The sequence below is a fragment of the Odoribacter lunatus genome (assembly GCF_943193135.1).
Taxonomy (GTDB): Bacteria; Bacteroidota; Bacteroidia; order Bacteroidales; family Marinifilaceae; genus Culturomica; species Culturomica lunata.
Map to the genome: position 1 here is coordinate 20,462 of NZ_CALPCZ010000008.1, position 18,746 is coordinate 39,207.

The 18,746-nt window shown below is 39.7% G+C and carries 20 protein-coding genes; 14 read left to right on the forward strand and 6 right to left on the reverse strand.

What is annotated here, in order from left to right; translation table 11 throughout:
* Positions 1-35: 35 nt before the first annotated feature.
* From NFR61_RS04900 to gltX, 5 genes are read left to right on the forward strand one after another with little or no spacing between them, the layout of a single operon-like run.
* Entirely contained in the window at positions 36-1,235 is a 1,200-nt protein-coding gene (locus NFR61_RS04900; protein ID WP_251621192.1) for a pyridoxal phosphate-dependent aminotransferase, read from the forward strand.
* Between the two features lie 35 nt (positions 1,236-1,270).
* Positions 1,271-2,416: a 1-acyl-sn-glycerol-3-phosphate acyltransferase gene (locus NFR61_RS04905; protein ID WP_251621197.1), complete on the forward strand. Its 1,146-nt coding sequence runs from the start codon at positions 1,271-1,273 to the stop codon at positions 2,414-2,416.
* Between the two features lie 45 nt (positions 2,417-2,461).
* Positions 2,462-2,641 carry a hypothetical protein gene (locus NFR61_RS04910; protein WP_251621199.1) on the forward strand — a complete coding sequence of 60 codons (180 nt, stop codon included), beginning with the start codon at positions 2,462-2,464 and terminating at the stop codon, positions 2,639-2,641.
* Positions 2,642-2,643: 2 nt separating this feature from the next.
* Entirely contained in the window at positions 2,644-2,892 is a 249-nt protein-coding gene (locus NFR61_RS04915) for a hypothetical protein (RefSeq protein WP_251621201.1), read from the forward strand.
* 16 nt (positions 2,893-2,908) lie between these two features.
* Positions 2,909-4,429 carry a glutamate--tRNA ligase gene (gltX, locus tag NFR61_RS04920; protein ID WP_251621204.1) on the forward strand — a complete coding sequence of 507 codons (1,521 nt, stop codon included), beginning with the start codon at positions 2,909-2,911 and terminating at the stop codon, positions 4,427-4,429.
* A gap of 139 nt (positions 4,430-4,568) precedes the next feature.
* Here gltX and NFR61_RS04925 read toward each other — a convergent pair whose 3' ends face one another.
* The 4 genes from NFR61_RS04925 to NFR61_RS04940 all read right to left on the reverse strand — a co-directional run bounded on the left by NFR61_RS04925 (position 4,569) and on the right by NFR61_RS04940 (position 6,367).
* Positions 4,569-4,823, reverse strand: coding sequence for a DUF5053 domain-containing protein (locus NFR61_RS04925; RefSeq protein ID WP_251621206.1), 255 nt, complete (start codon positions 4,821-4,823; stop codon positions 4,569-4,571).
* 7 nt (positions 4,824-4,830) lie between these two features.
* On the reverse strand, positions 4,831-4,980 hold the full coding sequence (locus NFR61_RS04930; RefSeq protein ID WP_251621207.1) for an ArsR family transcriptional regulator: 150 nt from the start codon (positions 4,978-4,980) through the stop codon (positions 4,831-4,833).
* Between the two features lie 105 nt (positions 4,981-5,085).
* Positions 5,086-5,718, reverse strand: coding sequence for a DUF6266 family protein (locus NFR61_RS04935; protein WP_251621209.1), 633 nt, complete (start codon positions 5,716-5,718; stop codon positions 5,086-5,088).
* 4 nt (positions 5,719-5,722) lie between these two features.
* The gene (locus tag NFR61_RS04940; protein ID WP_251621211.1) at positions 5,723-6,367 is read right to left on the reverse strand and encodes a hypothetical protein; all 645 of its coding nucleotides are present in this window, start codon (positions 6,365-6,367) and stop codon (positions 5,723-5,725) included.
* 308 nt (positions 6,368-6,675) lie between these two features.
* Between NFR61_RS04940 and NFR61_RS04945 the strand changes: the two genes are divergently transcribed.
* The 9 genes from NFR61_RS04945 to NFR61_RS04985 all read left to right on the forward strand — a co-directional run bounded on the left by NFR61_RS04945 (position 6,676) and on the right by NFR61_RS04985 (position 16,149).
* A complete protein-coding gene (locus tag NFR61_RS04945) occupies positions 6,676-6,852 on the forward strand; it encodes a hypothetical protein (RefSeq protein ID WP_251621213.1) in 177 nt (58 codons plus the stop codon).
* A gap of 290 nt (positions 6,853-7,142) precedes the next feature.
* The gene (locus tag NFR61_RS04950) at positions 7,143-8,309 is read left to right on the forward strand and encodes a WG repeat-containing protein (protein ID WP_251621215.1); all 1,167 of its coding nucleotides are present in this window, start codon (positions 7,143-7,145) and stop codon (positions 8,307-8,309) included.
* The gene (locus tag NFR61_RS04955) at positions 8,236-9,813 is read left to right on the forward strand and encodes a WG repeat-containing protein (RefSeq protein WP_251621217.1); all 1,578 of its coding nucleotides are present in this window, start codon (positions 8,236-8,238) and stop codon (positions 9,811-9,813) included. Before NFR61_RS04950 ends, NFR61_RS04955 begins: the two co-directional genes overlap by 74 nt.
* Positions 9,814-9,841: 28 nt before the next feature.
* Positions 9,842-10,525, forward strand: coding sequence for a hypothetical protein (locus NFR61_RS04960; protein ID WP_251621219.1), 684 nt, complete (start codon positions 9,842-9,844; stop codon positions 10,523-10,525).
* Positions 10,526-10,529: 4 nt separating this feature from the next.
* Positions 10,530-11,666 carry a S1C family serine protease gene (locus NFR61_RS04965; protein WP_251621228.1) on the forward strand — a complete coding sequence of 379 codons (1,137 nt, stop codon included), beginning with the start codon at positions 10,530-10,532 and terminating at the stop codon, positions 11,664-11,666.
* 17 nt (positions 11,667-11,683) lie between these two features.
* Positions 11,684-12,907: a hypothetical protein gene (locus NFR61_RS04970; RefSeq protein WP_251621230.1), complete on the forward strand. Its 1,224-nt coding sequence runs from the start codon at positions 11,684-11,686 to the stop codon at positions 12,905-12,907.
* A gap of 22 nt (positions 12,908-12,929) precedes the next feature.
* Positions 12,930-13,931 (forward strand): WG repeat-containing protein, encoded by a 1,002-nt coding sequence (locus tag NFR61_RS04975; protein WP_251621232.1) that lies wholly within the window; start codon positions 12,930-12,932, stop codon positions 13,929-13,931.
* A gap of 16 nt (positions 13,932-13,947) precedes the next feature.
* A complete protein-coding gene (locus tag NFR61_RS04980; protein ID WP_251621234.1) occupies positions 13,948-14,703 on the forward strand; it encodes a hypothetical protein in 756 nt (251 codons plus the stop codon).
* A gap of 60 nt (positions 14,704-14,763) precedes the next feature.
* Complete coding sequence (locus NFR61_RS04985) at positions 14,764-16,149, forward strand: SEL1-like repeat protein (RefSeq protein ID WP_251621236.1); 1,386 nt, start codon at positions 14,764-14,766, stop codon at positions 16,147-16,149.
* 334 nt (positions 16,150-16,483) lie between these two features.
* On the opposite strand, the gene NFR61_RS04990 is transcribed toward NFR61_RS04985, so the two are convergent.
* Positions 16,484-17,167 carry a hypothetical protein gene (locus NFR61_RS04990; RefSeq protein ID WP_251621238.1) on the reverse strand — a complete coding sequence of 228 codons (684 nt, stop codon included), beginning with the start codon at positions 17,165-17,167 and terminating at the stop codon, positions 16,484-16,486.
* Positions 17,164-18,282: an AAA family ATPase gene (locus NFR61_RS04995; RefSeq protein WP_251621240.1), complete on the reverse strand. Its 1,119-nt coding sequence runs from the start codon at positions 18,280-18,282 to the stop codon at positions 17,164-17,166. The genes NFR61_RS04990 and NFR61_RS04995 overlap by 4 nt, the downstream gene beginning before the upstream one ends.
* Between the last annotated feature and the right edge of the window lie 464 nt (positions 18,283-18,746).

Consider the following 18,746-nt stretch of genomic DNA (forward strand, 5'->3'; position numbering starts at 1 on the left):
GCAACTGTTAATTCTAACCATTCAAAACTTATAACATGCCACAAATCTCTGAAAAAGGAAAAATCCTGCCCGCCTCTCCCATCCGGAAACTAGTACCTTACGCCAACCAGGCAAAACAACGAGGCATAAAAGTATATCACCTCAACATCGGCCAACCCGACATCGAAACCCCGGCAATAGCCTTGGAAGCAGTACGGAACATTCGGCTGAACGTCATTGAATACACCCCCTCCGACGGGAATCATACACTAAAAACCAAACTCTGCGGTTATTACCGCCACCTGGGCATTCACATAAAAGAGGAAGACGTTCTCATCACCACAGGCGGCTCCGAAGCCATTCTTTTCGCTTTTTTAAGCACGCTGAACGAAAGAGACGAAATAATCATCCCCGAACCCTTCTATGCCAACTACTCCGCCTTTGCTCTCATGGCTGGTGCCACCGTAAAAACAGTCACCTCAACCATCGAAAACAACTTTGCCCTGCCTCCCATTAGTGAAATAGAAAAGAAGATAACCCCGAAAACCAAAGGAATTGTTATCATAAATCCCAATAATCCAACTGGTTATCTCTATTCAAAAGAGGAATTGGAAGCCCTTGCGAATATTATAAAAAAATACGATTTATACCTATATTCGGATGAAGTATACAGACGTTACTGTTATGACGGACTCCAACACTACTCGGTCATGAATCTCGAAGGAATCGAGCAAAACACCATCCTCTTCGACTCCATGTCCAAAAGATACAGCGAATGCGGCATCCGTGTCGGAGCCCTCATCACCCGCAACAAAGAGATTTTGGCAACAGCCTTGAAATTCGGCATGGCACGCCTGTGTCCTCCGGCATTGGGGCAAATTGCAGCCGAAGCATCATTGGACACCTCCGACGAATACTTCGCCAACGTTCACCGCGAATACGTCGAACGCCGCGACTTCATGGTAGAAGCACTCAATAAAATTCCCGGAGTCATCTGCCCCGTTCCCAAAGGAGCATTTTACTCCATCGTCAAGCTGCCGGTAGACGACGCCGACAAATTCTGCAAATGGTTACTGCAGGAATTTGAATACAACCGCCAGACCGTCATGCTCGCCCCCGCCAGCGGCTTTTACCACACACCCGGATTAGGCAAAAACGAAGTAAGAATAGCATACGTGCTCAAAAGCAGCGAACTAAAGAAAGCCATAGAAACTCTCGCGGTAGCTCTAAAAGAATACCCCGGAAAAACGATATAGAAAATTTTGTTATCTTTGCGACAAAATAAAAAGATATGACATCGGACTCCGAATTTGACAGTATCAGACCCTATTTAAACAAAGAGGTAGACCAGGCCATTCAAAAACTAAGCCGGTCCTCCGAATTTTTATCCGTCTTCCAACAATTAACGAAAATGGATAAAAACGTAATTGTAAACGCTCTCTCGCAAATTCACGACCGCGACAGCTTTCAAAACGACTTCTTCGGGCCGGCCATGGAAGCCATCATCAAAAACACCTCCGACGGAGTAACGGTACAGGGGCTTGAAAACCTCCGGCCCGACACCTCCTATCTTTTTATATCCAATCACCGGGACATCATCTTAGACTCCGCAATTCTCAATCTCTTATTGAGAAAAAACGGGTTAAAATACACACAGGCAGCCATCGGAAGCAACCTCCTCGTCAATGAATGGGTTACCGACTTGGTTAAACTCAACTCCTGCTTCGTCATCGAACGGGACATCCCCGTCCGGGAAATGATAACAAGTTTTGCCCTGCGTTCCGCATACATCCGCAAAACACTGGGCGAAAAACAAAACTCCATCTGGATTGCACAACGGGAAGGAAGAACCAAAAACGGCGATGACAAAACCCAGCCGAGCCTTCTCAAAATGTTGAAAATGAGCGGTTCAAAAGACTTCGTTGAAAACCTGCGGCAACTGCGCATCGTACCCGTCTCCATCTCCTATGAATGGGAACCGTGTGACGACCTGAAAACTAACGAACTATACACCCGGACACTCAGCGAGTACACCAAAACTCCCGAAGAAGACATGCACAGCATGCAAACCGGCTTGGGAAGCCCCAAAGGCAGAATACATTTTACCATTGACACCCCGATTGATACCGAACTAAGCCAAATTGCCGCGTTACCCTCCAACGGCGAACGCCTGGAAGCATTGGCACGCTTAATCGACACCAAAATACACCGGAACTTCAAACTTTGGCCAAACAACTACATCGCCTACGATTTGGCGCACTCCGGCAATAAATTTTCCCACCTGTACAACGACCAGGAAAAAGAACACTTCATCCAGGTTATGACCCAAAAAATCGACCGGATAGAAGGAAACCGCTCCCTGCTCAACAACATCTTTCTGGAAATTTACGCAAATCCCGTAAAAAATTGTACAAATACGGAAACGCCTGCTAAATAAAGGCGACGAATATTAATATTTATTTAAAAGTATACAATTCGCCACATGAAAACCGCAAAACTACTTATCATGCTCTCCGCATTTCTTATCATGATATCCTGCGTCTTCACCCTCATGGCCACAACCGACAGGACAGGAGTCTATCTGAACGTAGGAGCCATGTTTGCATTAGTCATTGCCATTTCTGTCATGAACTTCAAAAACAATCCGGAAAAACGGCAATAACCATGTACAAAGTCAAACGTACCATTTACCTGGAAAACCAATCCATCGACGTCTGGTTCGGGCTGGTCAGTAAAACCAAAAACGGGAAAAACGGCAAATACACCGTCTACTTACTCACCGACGATCCCCGCAACCCCTTCAACCACGCCGAACCCATCCTAAGCGGCATCACATCCAAAGACACCGCCATAAAAAAAGGCATCGAATACGCCAAAAACCTGTTTCGCAACATACTAAACAACCAACAATAATTCAAAACTCACGATAATGGAAAGAAAAGTCAGAGTAAGATTCGCTCCCAGCCCCACCGGAGCCCTCCACCTGGGAGGAGTAAGAACCGCCCTTTTTAACTACCTGTTTGCACGCCGCAACCACGGAGACTTCCTCCTGCGCATTGAAGACACCGACCAAAACCGCTACGTACCGGGAGCCGAACAATACATCATAGACTCCTTGAAATGGTGCGGACTGAAAGTGGACGAAGGCGTCGGAGTCGGCGGAGACTGCGGTCCTTACCGCCAAAGCGAAAGAAAAGAACTGTACAGACAATACGCCCTGCAATTGGTTGAATCCGGTCATGCCTACTACTCCTTCGACACCTCCGAAGAGCTCGACCAGCAAAGAAAAAATTGCGAAAGCCGCGGGGAAACCTTTATATACAACGCACAAAGCCGGCCGGGACTGAAAAACTCGCTCAACATGTCCCCGCAGGAAACCAAACAGCTCCTCGAATCAGGCTCTTCCTACGTCATCCGCTTCAAAATGCCCGACCGGGAAGAACTCACCCTGAAAGACATCATCCGCGGAGAAGTACACTTCAATACGGCCATCCTCGACGACAAAGTACTGTTCAAATCCGACGGCATGCCCACCTACCACCTCGCAAACATCGTAGACGACCACCTGATGAAAATCACCCACGTCATCCGCGGGGAAGAATGGCTTCCGTCCTTACCGTTACACGTACTTCTTTACAGAGCGTTCGGCTGGGAAGACACCATGCCGCAGTTCGCACACCTCCCGCTGATACTCAAACCCGTCGGAAACGGCAAACTAAGCAAACGGGACGGCAACAAAATGGGATTCCCCGTATTCCCCATGGAATTCACCGACCCCGAAACCGGTGAAAAATGGCACGGATACAAAGAAGACGGCTACTTCCCCGAAGCCTTCATCAACATGCTCGCCCTCCTCGGCTGGAACGACGGCACCGACAAAGAAATTTTCACCATCGATGAACTGTGCGAAGCCTTTTCACTCGAACGGGTACACAAAGCCGGTTCCCGCTTCGACCCCGAAAAAGCCAAATGGTTCAACCACAAATACCTCATTGCCAAACCCGATGCCGAAATCGCCGACTTGCTCGCCGAAATCCTTCACGCAAACGGGCTGCAATGTGAAAAAGCCAAATTGGAAAAAATCTGCGGCCTCATGAAAGAACGCGCCAACTTCGTCAGCGACATCTACAATGACAGCCTCTTCTTCTTTCAGACACCCGAAACCTACGTCGAGAAAGACGTCAAAAAATACTGGAAAGAAGAATCCGTGCCTGTCATGAAAGAACTCTACCGCATTCTAAGCGAAATCGACGACTACTCTTTCAGCAACACCGACAAAATCATATCCGGCTGGATAGACGCAAACGAACTCGGATTCGGCAAAGTCATGAACCCCTTCCGGGTTGCCATCGTCGGAGCCGCCAAAGGTCCCCACATGTACAACATCATCGAAATACTCGGAAAAGAGGAAACCTTAAAACGGTTGGACAAAGCCATCAAAACACTTTAAAACGCCTCGCATTTTAACTTTTTAAAGCTAAATGGATTATCCAGCAACATCAAATGTATTTCTTTAGAGATAATTTGATACAAAAATTCCCGGTCGAAATCATTTCAACCGGGAAACTTTTAGTACGTCAGCTTCACTTTTAAAGAGAATCCGCTGCTCTACGTATCCGTTCTGAAAGATCAACTAAAGCCCCTTTTAAAACCTCCGTTTCTTCCATAGTGAAACTTGTCGGTTTTCCATTTCCATCCACCCCGTCCATTTTATGGTATAACCAGGAGCTTGACTTTCCGAAATAAGTCCTAGCCAAATCCGCCCATGAAATTGCCACTAACAAATCCGCCAGTTGTTTTTTCATAGAGACTCCCTCTTTTGTTTGATTCATTATTATTTCCATATACTATTTATTTTTCATCTTCACAATCTAGTAACTCATTGAATAATCTTTCAATATACCAAAGTATTTCCGGATATCCGTCAGGATATGATTTTTTATAATTCCGAATAGCCATAATCAGGTCATACTCTTCTTCTGTCAATGTTGCAGTTTTCATATCATATCCTTTTAGTATAGTACAAATATAGTACGATTTCTCGTATTGTACAGTTTCCCAGTATAAAAATTTACATCCATAACAAGATTCCTTCCCGGCATGCGCTTACCCCAACGTCAGGCACTGCGAATTGGAAGCATTCTTCCCATCCTTAGACACTACAAAAACATAGATACAAAGGGAATCCGCATTCCACCCCTGCGGCAAGGCAACCGTCGCTGCCTCCGTATCCTTACGCTCATTCAACGCAAAAAGCTTTAACCGCTGCATCGTCGTCTCCAGCACCGCTGCATAGAGACAATCATCATCCGCGGCATGCCGCATAAACTCCTCCGCCTCATGCGTAAAAGTCAATTGGCTTCCCGCCTCATTGACAGAAACCTGCATTCCCGGCAAACGGCGGTTACCGGCAGACACAACCACCCGGTCGTAATCGACCGTTACCTCCAGCGTATCGCTTACATCGATAGCCTGCTGGTTCAGCTTAACAAACAAATTGTCCGGCGTATAATTCACCGGCCGGCTGGGAAAACCTATGCCGAGCACCGAATCATACACACTGCACAACTCCACCGCCTTCTTCATTCGGAGGCGTTGTTTCCGCTGCGCAAGCGTACGGGGGTTAAACACTTGGGTTACTTTCTCTTTAACAATATTCGTACCCTTCGTCCGACACGTAGTCAGATTCCCGAAGGACTTTGACAGCTTACTAAAAGCCGTCGATGTAAAAATCGCCATAGTATTATAATTTTGGCGTTAAACAAAAATGTCTGCTCACTGAAAACTCCTCACCTGTTTCCGAGCAAACATAGCAAAACAGGTGGGAAAACTCTGCCAATTCCGGGGGAAGGCGAATCCTCACCCGTCCGTGCCTCCTCCTGCAATCCCCAATATCTAAAATCTTAACGGTAAACACATCCTCCCGCTTCATCAACACCACCTTTATCCGGTCATCTTCACTCATTCCGGGATAATACACCCCGCAATCCCACCTCATCTCCCACATCCCTTCTTCATTCAGGTGCACCTCTAGCTCCGGCGGCAGCAAAAGCCGACCGTTGGTTAACCTCAACTTCCCGAAATCGCCAATCATCCCCTCCTCCGTAAAAACCGACACATTCACCCGCACAAACTCATTATATCCGGTCATTCGCCGTCCCCTCATCATCCCGCACCAACTCTTATCCATCTCCACAGCCCGCATCGCCCGCCACAAAAACGACACGGCAGACATCCGCACCTGCTGAGCCCGCTGCCCCGCCGAAAACATCCCCTTCTTCCTCTCCCCCTTCCTCCGAACCACCGTTTGTCCACCAAGTTGATAAACAACAAAATCACCAAGTCCCCCCTTAGCTCCTTTCATGTATCCGTCTTTTATTATAGCCATATCATCACCTCCTGTTTAAGTAGTTTCAATATTATCATCTTTACATCTATTAACTCATTGTTTAATTCTATTATATTTATATACGATAATACTATTAATAAGAATAGCATATTATATATAAACTTTAGTTAATTTGATGCAAATGTATAATAAAAACGAACACTCGGCAAAATCTTTCCCGATATTTTTAACAAACTATTGTAGCGCATTGAATATAAATATAATACAAAGACGCCAGCCACCATAAAATAGCTCATGGCACCCCAATTCATGTCGAAAAAAATGACGTCAAGACAACTTTCTTATTTATGAATAGAAAAATTATTACGATTAGCACTAACAACTCTTCCGTGTTCGGCATCATAAGCGCCATCAATTGCTTTCTCAACCTTCTTTATTTCTTCTCTGATTTCCCCTTCCAAGACTTCCCTCTACATTTGTCCGACGGCACCCTCATGAGCGTTTGGAAAATGCTGGAATTTTAATAAATTTGCTCCGTTGTTAACAGAGTGTAACAACAGACATGTTGATTATTAAATAAGCGTTTAGTTCTATCCTGTAACTGAAATCTCGACAATTTCAACACACAAGGATAAACGGTACAAACGCTCATGCTTGCCATATATACCTCATGGTCATATATTCCGGCCGGCGTGGGGTGTCGTTTTATCTGTGTGTAGGAAGTCGAGATCCTCAGTTACGATAAATCTAACAGGTCCCACGCTTTCTTTTTTACAAACCCACCTTCCGGGAACTGAGGTGCAAACAAATTTATATGAAAAGAATCAAGTATTGTTTTCGCCTCCTCTTAGGTTATTGCATACTACTCACGGCCTGTACTCACCCTAACGACTTTAAAATCACAAAAGAATTTGCGGATGCCTTAAAACAATATAACTATGCCTATAACTTCTCGGAAGGATTAGCTGCTGTTGAAGCTGGTGAAAAATGGGGATTCATCGATAAAACGGGCAAACAAGTTATTCTATGTCAATATGATATCGCCTATAATTTCTCTGAAAGATTAGCAGAAGTTCTCGTCAAAGGAAAATGGGGATTCATTGACAAAACAGGAAAACAAGTTATTCCATGTCAATATGACGAAACCTATAATTTCTCGGAAGGATTTGCGCAAGTTCTAATCGAATGGAAATGGGGATTCATTGACAAAACAGGAAAACAAATTGTTCCATGTCGATATGATGACGCCTATAACTTCTCGGAAGGATTAGCTGCTGTTGAAGCTGGTGGAAAATGGGGATTTGTTGATAAAACAGGAAAACAAGTTGTCCCATGCCAATATGATAATGCCTATAACTTCTCGGAAGGATTAGTTGCTGTTCAAGTCAGAGGGGAATGGGGATTCATAGACAAAACAGGAAAACAAGTTATTCCATGCATATACGATGACTATATCGCACCTTGGTGGCTATCTCCTCGCTTTTCGGAAGGATTAGCGAAAATTAAAATTGATGGAAAATATGGATTCATTGATAAAAACGGGAAACAAATTGTTCCATGTCAATATGACAATGCCGATCACTTCTCAGAAGGATTTGCGGCTGTTCGAGTTGGAAGGAAATGGGGATTCATTGACACAACGGGAAAACAAGTTGTTCCATGCATATATGACGAAACCTGTTGCTTCTCTGAAGGATTAGCGAAAGTTCTAAGCGAATGGAAATGGGGATTCATTGACAAAACAGGAAAACAAATTGTTCCATGTCGATATGATGACGCCTATAACTTCTCGGAAGGATTAGCTGCTGTTGAAGCTGGTGGAAAATGGGGATTTGTTGATAAAACAGGAAAACAAGTTATTCTATGTCAATATGATATCGCCTATAATTTCTCTGAAGGATTAGCACATGTTCAAATTGGAAAGAAGTGGGGATTTGTTGATAAATATGGCACCAGCACATTCGATTTTAATAAAGAATAATAATCATCTAAAATCCAAAAATAGAAAAACTACCATGAAAAACTCCTTACTGACATTTATTATTATGACAAAAATCAAGAACTGCTACTACCTCATTTTAAGTTATTGTATCTTATTCTGTGCATGTACCCGCGAACCCGACTTCAAAATCACCAAAGAATTTGCAGACTCAGTAAAACAATATTCATATATTTCAAAGTTTTCAGGAGGGATGGCTAAGGTTACAACAGGAGGGAAAGACGGATTCATTGATAAAACGGGGAAACAAGTTATTCCATGCGTATACGGCAAAATCGAAAACTTTTCAGAAGGAATAGCAAAGGTTATAGCCGAGGGAGAATGGGGATTTATCCCAGAAAGGGGAAATCTAACACTTAAATACATAGGGAAATGCGGATTTATCGATAAAATGGGGAAACCAATTACTCCATGCGTATATGACGATGCCGAGAATTTCTCTGAAGGAACAGCAAAGGTCAAAATAGGAGAGAAATGGGGATTCATTGATGAAACGGGAAAACAAATTGTCCCATGCATATATGAGGAAGTCGGTTATTGTTTCTCGGAAAGATTAGCGAGAGTCAAAATTGGAAGGAAATGGGGATTCGTCGACAAAAATGGAAAACAAGTTATTCCATGTATATATGAGGATGCCAACAACTTTTCGGAAGGATTAGCAAGTGTCAAAATTGGAGGAAAATGGGGATTTGTCGACAAAAATAAAGAACAAGTTATTCCATGTATATATGAGGATGCTAACGGCTTTTCGGAAGGATTAGCGAGTGTCAAAATTGGAGGGAAATGGGGATTTGTCGACAAAAATGGGAAACAAGTTATTCCATGCATATATGATAAAGGCTTCTTTTCTCCCTCATTTTCAGAAGGCCTTGCGGTAGTTAAGGTCGGAGGGAAATATGGACTTATCGATAAAACAGGAAAGCAAGTTATCCCATGTATATATGACTATGCTTTTTTTCAAAAAGAGATGATTGAAATTGAAATAGGAGGGAAATGGGGATTTATCGACAAAACAGGAAAGCAAGTTGTCCCATGCATATATGACTATATCCGTTCTTTCTCAGAAGGAATGGTAAATGTTAAAATAGGGGAGAAATGGGGATTTGTCAACAAAAATGGGGAACAAGTTATTCCATGTATATATGATACTGATAAAGGCCTCTTTCCTCCCTCATTTTCAGAAGGCCTTGCAGGAGTTAAAGTCGGAGAAAAATGGGGATTTATCGATAAAACAGGAAAGCAAGTTGTCCCATGCATATATGATCAAGTCGCTTGGTCCTTCTCTGAAGGGATGGCAAGTGTTAAAATAGGGAAGAAATGGGGATTTGTCAACAAAAATGGGGAACAAGTTATTCCATGCATATATGATAATGATTATGGCCTCTTTGACACCTTTTCAGAAGGCCTTGCAGTAGTTAAGGTCGGGGAGAAATATGGATTCGTTGATAAATACGGGAATAGCACATTCGATTTTGATAAAGAATAACAAATAATAATCATCTAAATATATAATAATGAAACGCATCATCCATATATTAGAACTCATCATCCTGATTTCCATTTCCTCAAATCTCTCGGCTCAAAACAGCAGAGCCTACATTAGAGAAGCTATTGAAAAATGGGGCGAATGCCGCAATGTCGCTATTACTAAAACCAATGGAGACTTAGCCCTATATGGCCGGAACGGATGTGCCAATGCTGGATGTCCTGCAAACCTCTCTAAAGCGATTAGAGAATTGAATGATGACAATAAATACATAGATGATATCCAATTGACTGAAGAAGGAAGCTGGTTAATTTTATTTGAGAATAATGGTTTTAGATGGCATGACATACCTTATAGTTTGGAACAAAAAATACGAAAATTCAATAACGACAGCGAAGTCATCACATCAGTCACGTTCAATGATGCCGGAGATTGGGTCGTTGTCACGACAAATTACATTAGTTCCTCTGACGAGCGTATACAAAATTTGCTAAAAGAGGGAATGAACAAACATGGCGGTTTATTGACGGTCTGTCTGACAGATGATGCGCTGGTGGCTGTTTTTGAGAAAGGATATAGATTTTTTGGAGATGTCCCAAGTTCACTGAAAACAGCAATAGAACAAACAAAATTGAATGTTTTTAGATTAAAAATAGCGGGCTCATCCTGGTTTTTCGCCAATAAGAAAGGTAATTATCAATATAATATGTAATCGTATGAAATACTTATATATTTTCTGTTTCCTTTTTCTGTTTTGTCAGTATGTTTTTTCACAAGAAATTCATTCAGTAACTCACACACCCATTGTCGAAAACCAACATCCCGATGAATACGCGAAAGAAACGATATTATTTGTCACGGTTACACAAGATATAACCCTCATCGTATTTGAACATATCGTTTACCCTTATGTCTCCGACCCGTGGATTTCGCTTAATTCCCAAACTGTTCTTTCTTATAATGGTAACGTCTCTCAAATCAAAAGTTGGGGATTTTTCAATAACGGAACTGATGATTTCAAAACACTGGACTTTGACCAGAAATATTCAATAAAATCAGACCGGAGGTACGTTTTTTACATGGCATTCAACTCTATTCCTAAAAACACGAATTGTATTTCTGTTTATGAAGACGGCAAAAAAGGATTTTATTGGGAAAACATACGTCTTACTACAGGGAATACCTCTGAAAATTCGCCCCTAAATCATAATCACTCGTCCTCAACAGCATCCGAAACATTCAATATAAAAGCCTCCGGCACCTGCTTCGCAATAAATACCAATGGTTACCTCGTCACTAATTATCACGTTGTTGAAGACGCTCAAAAAATAAGAATCCGAGGGATAAACAAAGATTTTAATCACACCCACTCAGCAAATATTGTAGCGACTGATGAAAAAAATGATTTAGCTCTGCTCAAAGTAAATAATATAACGATAAATAATATCCCTTACGGAATATCTTCCCAAATAGCCGATGTCGGCGATGATATATTTGTATTGGGCTACCCTCTAAGGGCAGTTATGGGAGATGAAATCAAACTGACAAACGGAGTAATTAGTTCCCGTTCAGGATACAAAGGAGACATCACCAGCTATCAAATTTCAGCAACCATACAACCCGGCAACAGTGGTGGTCCTTTATTTGATAAAAATGGAAACATCATTGGCATTGTAAATTCCCGCCTGGCAGTTGAAAATGCAGCTTATGCCATAAAAACGCCTTATCTATTCGCATTACTTTCTTCTGAAGATAATATCTCCATAAAATCCAATAGCTCTTTAATGAATTTATCCCTTTCGGAACAAGTAAAACAAATTCAAAACTACATCTATATTATTGAAATTGAGTGACAAAAAACATTCTAATTATGAATTCTATAGACTTGGGTTGGGAAGAATCCCCTAAAATTCCGTTTGAAAAAAGATCACACATCTCCATCTTATTGGGAGCTGGATTTTCTGCACCTAAAGGATACCCTACTGGAAATGATATAAATAAGGCTCTTTTGAATCTTGAAAAAACACCCATATTTTTCAATACAGAAGGGAAATTGAGTGAAGCTGATGAAAAAACAATATTGGAAAATAGAGAATATCCTAATCCATATGAAAAATATTTTTCTTTTTGTAAAGAAATAATATCCGTATATGCCAAAGAACAGGAGTTTGATTATGAATACTTCTTTGATTTTATTAAAAGCGAGGCTATATATGCAGAACAGTATAAAACGATAAGAAATAAATATATGTCAAATGAGATAAGTTATCACGAACTAATCACATCAGTTTCGTCTATTTATAACCAAGTAGTTGCATATTTCATTAAAGATAGTGATGGCTATCAAAAATATGAGCATTTCCCTTACCGATTAGGATATGTTGAGCATTATGATAATTTTTTGAAATTGCTCTCTAACTTAAAAGAAAGATACATCATAGATGTTCACACTTTAAACCACGACCTCTTCTTTGAATCATTGAACAAAACCGAATATATAAATGGAGATATTTCGGATGGTTTTGATGAATTCGGCTCTGAATATTACGGATTATTACCTATTGAAAATGAATCATACCATTGCAGATTAAAACGCTATACCGGTTACTACAATACTGCAATAAGGCTATATAAACTACATGGCAGTATTAATTATATTCTATATTATAAAGACTGCAATAACATCCTGCTCCCCGATAAATGTATAAAATTACCCGCAGGAATTTCCCCCTCATATTTATTAAAAGGAAAAGGAAGCAAAAAACATTATGAGGAATCCCCATTTACAGACCATGCAAACTTTCTAACAGGTACAACATCAAAAATTCGTCAATACAATAGTCCATACTTTTATAAAAAGCTATTCCACAAATTCCGAAAAAACTTGAAAAAATCGACTAACTTAATCATAATAGGATATGGAGGCAGAGACTCCGGCATCAATAATATTTTATTAGAATGTTATAAAAACAAACCTGTATATATTATTACACCAGACGCCCAAACAAATGAAAACATAAAAAAATTAGCCGCTCAGCTTCATGCCGAAACTTTATCCATTGGTGTTCAAGATATACAACCTAACCTAATCTAATCAATTAAACAGAAAAACTACCATGAAAAACTCCTTACTGACATTTATTATTATGACAAAAATCAAGAACTACTCCTGCTTCGTCTTAAGTTATTGTATCTTATTCTGTGCATGTACCCGCGAACCCGACGTTAAAATCACCAAAGAATTTGCAGATGCCGTAAAACAATATTCACAACTATCTTCATTTAAGGAAGGTCTGGCAGCTGTTAAAGCTGGTGGGAAATGGGGATTCATTGACAAAACGGGAAAACAAGTCATTCCATGTCTATACGATGATAGCTGGCTGCTATCCCTTCGCTTCTCTGAAGGAACAACAAAGGTCAAAATAGGAAAGAAATGGGGATTCATTGATAAAACAGGAAAACAAATTGTTCCATGTATATATGACGACATCTATAACTTCTCGGAAGGATTAGCAGTAGTTAAAGTCGGAGAGAAATGGGGGTTCATTGACAAAATGGGAAAACAAATTGTTCCATGTCTATATGACGATGCCTATGACTTCTCGGAAGGATTAGCAGCAGTTAACGTCGGAGGGAAATATGGATTCATCGATAAAACTGGGCAACAAGTTATTCCATGCCTATATGATGACGCCCGTAACTTCTCGGAAGGATTAGCGAAAGTTAAAATTGAAGGAAAATGGGGATTCATTGATAAAACAGGAAAACAAATCGTTCCATGCCTATATGACTTCGCCTATGAATTCTCTGAAGGACTAGCATTGGTGAGAATCGGAGGGAAATATGGATTCATCGATAAAACAGGAAAACAAATCATTCCATGCTTATATGATTATGATGTTCTTGACTTTATCATAGGCACAAACTTCTCTGAAGGATTGGCACGAGTGATAACTAGAGGGAAATGGGGATTCATAGATAAAACAGGAAAACAAATCGTTCCATGCCTATATGATAAAGCCTATAACTTCTCTGAAGGATTAGCATGGGTGAAAACCGGAGAAAAGTGGGGATTTGTAGATAAATACGGCACCAGCACTTTTGATTTTGATAAATAACCACAATATACACACAATGACTGCAACACTAGACAAAACAAGATTTGAAAGATTAGACCATACAAACATTTATATTTCAGACAAAAAACTTCTATCTGCTCATATCTGCAAATACACGTCTTTATTTAATTTACTTATGATATTATCTGATGAATATTATATTGGAGCAAAAAAATATTTCCCAGATAAACTTGAAAGTGGAGATTGTTATTTGACTTTTGCAAAAGATTTTGAAGTTGCAGGAAGACCTCTTTCTAGAGAAAAAAAAGAGAGAATCAAAAAAATACGAGATGAAGTAAAGGAAACAACAGATTGGCTCACCTCCTGCTGGACGTTAAAAACAGAAGAAGATTATTTCATGTGGCGAACTTATGCCCCAGACCCTTATAGTGTTAAAATTGACACAACATTATCACATTTACTAAATTCATTAGAGCTCTCCAATTATGAAGTCTATATCTCTAAAATGAACTACCAGCCTCGACGCCACGTAGTATTCCAACACCTTACCCAATATGCTTTTTATAAATATTCCTACTACAAGGGAGAAGAAGAAATCAGACTATATTTTTTACCATTAACACCACCCAAAACAAAAACAGATTCAATATACCTAAAATTAAAAAATCCCAATCAGTTATTATCAAGCATAACAATCTCCCCCTTCCTTACTTCCTTATCAAAAGGCAAATTAAAAGGATTTCTATCAAAAACATTCAACATAAAAGAGGATATAATCAAACCATCAGAAATTGAAGAACGCAACAAATAAACTAAACAAAATAAATAAACTCTATTATGTCTTCAATAAAAATAAAATAACATACTCACCATGAAAACTTTCTTTCTAACATTTATCGAAACTTGCAAAACATTATTGCCAACATCTTATGCAAGAAAAATAAAAGCTTACAAGCTAAAAGCGAAGCAAGGCGATGCAGAAGCTCAAGTCCAATTAGGGATATATTATTATACTCACACTAAAAATCGCCTGAAAGCAATCCAATGGCTGACAAAAGCAGCAGAACAAGGACATGCAAAAGCTCAAATCGAAGTCGGCTCATACTGGCTTGCCATAGGCCTCTCAGACATAGGCATACATTGGATACGTAAAGCAGCAGAGCAAAACGATCCTGTTGGTCAGTTTAATTTGGGAATATGTTACCGTAACGGCCGTGGAATTACGAAAAACCAAGAAGAAGCTGCTCTGTGGATTAGAAAATCTGCAGAACAAGGAGACATCGACGCACAAGTTCTTTTAGGCTTATTTTATGATAACGGAGAAGGCGTTACAAAAGACGAAAAAGAAGCTGCAAAATGGTATCAAAAAGCTGCAGAGCAGGGGGATGCGGCTGCTCAATATCACTTGGGACTATGTTATTATCATGGAAACGGTGTCTCTGAAAACAAAGAAGAAGCTATACAATGGTTTCGTAAATCCGCCGAACAAGGATATATCGATGCCCAATGTGCTTTAATAGAATGTTTCCACAAAAAAACAGGTATTACCATAAACGAAAAAGAAGCTATACAGTGGGCAAACAAAGCGGCAGAGCAAGGGGATGCTGATGCTCAATTCTACTTAGGAGAACTTTATTATCATGGAAACGGAGTCCTTGAAAATAAAGAAAAAGCTGTCAAATGGTTTCACAAGGCAGCGAAGCAAGGACATGCAAAAGCTCAATTTTATTTAGGCGTATATTATCATCATTATCTATATACCCCCGAAAAAGCCTTTCGATGGTACTACTTGTCTGCTACACAAGGAGATGTAAACGCTCAATACAATTTAGGTATGTATTATTTGGAAGGTATCGGAACTTTAAAAAATTATGAAAAAGCTGTCAAATGGTTTCGCGAAGCTGCCGAACAGGGACATGCTCCAGCTCAACTCAATTTAGGCTACTGCTATTTCAATGGGAAAGGAGTAATCGAAAACAAGGAAAAAGCCGTGGAATGGTATTATAGAGCAGCTAAACAGGGAGAAGTTAGTGCACAACTCAATTTAGGCTTATGCTACGCTCATGGTGACGGTGTTTCCTTAAACGATGAAAAAGCTACCCTATGGTTTACGAAAGCTGCAGAACAAGGACATGCTAGAGCTCAGGCTATTTTAAGTTTATATTATGAAAGAATCGGAGATACAGAAAAAGCCCGCGAATATCATAATAAAGCACAGCAACAGGGATTTTTTGATCAATTCAACATTAAATTGTAAAATATCAATAGATTCGCTACATATTATCTTTACATAAGCATCAAGTTGAATCAGTTGTAAAGCGTCGTAAGAAATCTGAATATCTCCGTTACTGTAAAAAGGTTTCGGGGAAAGAGTACAATTGGATGTTACAAAAATACGGAATGGATTTTACCCATTTACAGCGACAAATAACGGAACCCACCTGAAAACCATCCACATAACCCCAATAAAAAGCAGAGAGTACGATTCATTTTTTAGGTGAAATATTGAATACTTTTCCTATTCAGCACAGACAGACTGGAGCACAGAGAGCAAAGAAAAATTTGTAGCGCACCTATGGGTATAGCACAGATTATTTTAGCGATGTGATAAACTCATACCACCTTCCAAAAGAACTAATATCATGAGTGTCTTTATATCTGGATATCAATTGATCCAAATACGTTTGTTTTTCAACTTCTGTTGTATTCGTCTTTGAATACTTCATGTGCCGTTCGTTAAACATTTTCCTCAGGTATCTATAATGGAACTGAGCTTTTGTCCATTCATCGTTAGGAGTACCCATTAATTCAGGATCATAATCCACGACATTATAGAACTGTATATATTCCCTGCATATTTCATCCTGCGGATTGCGTTTGAAAATGTTTTGATTCCCTAAAAACCAAGTTTCCATACATACCTTATGCTCAAATACGACAATTTCAAAGTCGTTAAATTTAAGCTGGTTCGATGCAATATCGTTATTGATGCGATTTTCTATGGCTTGTCTATCGTCTTCTTCCATATCAATACAAACCATCAGAATGTCATATTTTGCACCACCTCTTGAGTTTATATCATTTATATCCTGAATGGAATGAATAATATGGTTGTATATCGAAGGGATACCTCCACCAGAAAACATATAATAGGTATTATCTCTTACCTCCCACGCATCCTCAATCCTATTTAATTGAGGGGCTAAGTATTTCATCCAAACAGGGTATACTTGTAGCTCTGTTTTATCCCCCTCAACAACTATATACAAATTCATAATGTCCCTGTTTGATATGCAGAAGATTGCACTAATTGTAAAAAGGCATCATGCTTAGAATGATCTCCTATGCGCAAAGACTCTGCTGTATGTACAGAAACATCACTACCCTTACGAGTAACGATTTTCCACCATTTATAATCAATATTATTTATCACATATGGATGATGACTCGTTATCACAAATTGTAAATTCTGTTCTGGATTGATTATCATATCCGCAACCTCCTCAATACAATTTACACCTAAACCATTCTCAAATTCATCTATTAAAATCACATCACCATCCTCTGCCAATGTGATGACAATAATATGAACTAATGTACGCAACATTCCTGATGAAATGCGATCTTGCGTAATCCAAGTATCAACTCCTCTCTCTTTAATTCTTAAAACAGGGTATTGATACTTATCAATAAAATTTTTTATCGTAAAATCAATCGTCTCAACAAATGAGAATATATCCGTAAAACGCTCCACGATATCATTATACTCCTCTATCTGGTTCTTATAAAGCAGGAACAGTTTTTCTATCGGTGTAAAATTGGTATATTTCCGCAACTCTGCTAAACTTTTGATAGGCGCAACACCATCAATCTTGGTAAAAGGTATTCGGATACCACTTTCCACCGAAGGCCGCAGAGAATAGATATGTGTTAAACCAGAATATACAGGCATTATATCTGGCTCTTCTTTCAGAAGAGCAATTGCACTTTTAGTCGCTTCAAGTTTAACAGTTTGTTTACCCTTAAATACTAACTTCTGTATGTTTCTATCAACGAGAAGCTCCTCTTTTCCATTGATTCTGTATAACCTTTCATACTCTATTGGCAGGGCAGGCTCTTGAATATCAACAATCTTGCTTTGGTCATTTTCATTTAACGCAAAAGCGCCCTCCCATCTGTATTTAAGATTATTTACCTTAAAATCAAGTATCCATTCTACGGCACCAGCAGATCCACCTTTCCCTATTCGGACAAGGCTATTTATTGCATTAAGTATCTGTGTCTTTCCAACACCTGATGCCCCCACAAGCAATGTCAAGTTGTTGAAATATAGTTCTTTTATATTCCACCCACTTCTACGATCTTTGAAAGACATTCTAATAATTTTCATATCTGACATGCTTATTTGGTTACAAAGTTAAGGAAAATTATTCATAGAACTAATTATACCTTTGAAATAACATCGACAAGATTTCTGCTTGTGCTTTATCAGCAAGGTATTTTAGGCTTATTCTCCTCAATTCTTGATTACACAAGGCAATTTCCCTCATACATATTTCTGCGACTTGAAGTTCGTCTTCCGTATAATAGCTTTTACATTTGCCACTGAAGACCACTAAATCGAGAACTAAAATCAAATTTTATAATTTCTTCTTTGGGTGGAAAATCAGTATATAATGCATTAAGGGATTGTAATATTTAACACGCTCTATTTCAAGATTCGGCTAATATCTTGAGAAATTATACAACTTTCTCTATATGGATTTTCTCCCAAAGCAGGTTTGACGGCAATATGTAACTGTCAAATTAAGTCTTGACTAACTCTATAAATAACATTAATAGCCAGGCCTCTCT

What these genes read in the sequence shown, in the direction of transcription:
- NFR61_RS04900 (WP_251621192.1), top strand. Translation starts at nt 36, where the DNA reads ATGCCACAAATCTCTGAAAAAGGAAAAATCCTGCCCGCCTCTCCCATC.
- NFR61_RS04905 (WP_251621197.1), top strand. Translation starts at nt 1,271, where the DNA reads ATGACATCGGACTCCGAATTTGACAGTATCAGACCCTATTTAAACAAA.
- NFR61_RS04910 (WP_251621199.1), top strand. Translation starts at nt 2,462, where the DNA reads ATGAAAACCGCAAAACTACTTATCATGCTCTCCGCATTTCTTATCATG.
- NFR61_RS04915 (WP_251621201.1), top strand. Translation starts at nt 2,644, where the DNA reads ATGTACAAAGTCAAACGTACCATTTACCTGGAAAACCAATCCATCGAC.
- gltX (WP_251621204.1), top strand. Translation starts at nt 2,909, where the DNA reads ATGGAAAGAAAAGTCAGAGTAAGATTCGCTCCCAGCCCCACCGGAGCC.
- NFR61_RS04925 (WP_251621206.1), bottom strand. Translation starts at nt 4,823, where the DNA reads ATGGAAATAATAATGAATCAAACAAAAGAGGGAGTCTCTATGAAAAAA.
- NFR61_RS04930 (WP_251621207.1), bottom strand. Translation starts at nt 4,980, where the DNA reads ATGAAAACTGCAACATTGACAGAAGAAGAGTATGACCTGATTATGGCT.
- NFR61_RS04935 (WP_251621209.1), bottom strand. Translation starts at nt 5,718, where the DNA reads ATGGCGATTTTTACATCGACGGCTTTTAGTAAGCTGTCAAAGTCCTTC.
- NFR61_RS04940 (WP_251621211.1), bottom strand. Translation starts at nt 6,367, where the DNA reads ATGGCTATAATAAAAGACGGATACATGAAAGGAGCTAAGGGGGGACTT.
- NFR61_RS04945 (WP_251621213.1), top strand. Translation starts at nt 6,676, where the DNA reads ATGAATAGAAAAATTATTACGATTAGCACTAACAACTCTTCCGTGTTC.
- NFR61_RS04950 (WP_251621215.1), top strand. Translation starts at nt 7,143, where the DNA reads ATGAAAAGAATCAAGTATTGTTTTCGCCTCCTCTTAGGTTATTGCATA.
- NFR61_RS04955 (WP_251621217.1), top strand. Translation starts at nt 8,236, where the DNA reads ATGTTCAAATTGGAAAGAAGTGGGGATTTGTTGATAAATATGGCACCA.
- NFR61_RS04960 (WP_251621219.1), top strand. Translation starts at nt 9,842, where the DNA reads ATGAAACGCATCATCCATATATTAGAACTCATCATCCTGATTTCCATT.
- NFR61_RS04965 (WP_251621228.1), top strand. Translation starts at nt 10,530, where the DNA reads ATGAAATACTTATATATTTTCTGTTTCCTTTTTCTGTTTTGTCAGTAT.
- NFR61_RS04970 (WP_251621230.1), top strand. Translation starts at nt 11,684, where the DNA reads ATGAATTCTATAGACTTGGGTTGGGAAGAATCCCCTAAAATTCCGTTT.
- NFR61_RS04975 (WP_251621232.1), top strand. Translation starts at nt 12,930, where the DNA reads ATGAAAAACTCCTTACTGACATTTATTATTATGACAAAAATCAAGAAC.
- NFR61_RS04980 (WP_251621234.1), top strand. Translation starts at nt 13,948, where the DNA reads ATGACTGCAACACTAGACAAAACAAGATTTGAAAGATTAGACCATACA.
- NFR61_RS04985 (WP_251621236.1), top strand. Translation starts at nt 14,764, where the DNA reads ATGAAAACTTTCTTTCTAACATTTATCGAAACTTGCAAAACATTATTG.
- NFR61_RS04990 (WP_251621238.1), bottom strand. Translation starts at nt 17,167, where the DNA reads ATGAATTTGTATATAGTTGTTGAGGGGGATAAAACAGAGCTACAAGTA.
- NFR61_RS04995 (WP_251621240.1), bottom strand. Translation starts at nt 18,282, where the DNA reads ATGAAAATTATTAGAATGTCTTTCAAAGATCGTAGAAGTGGGTGGAAT.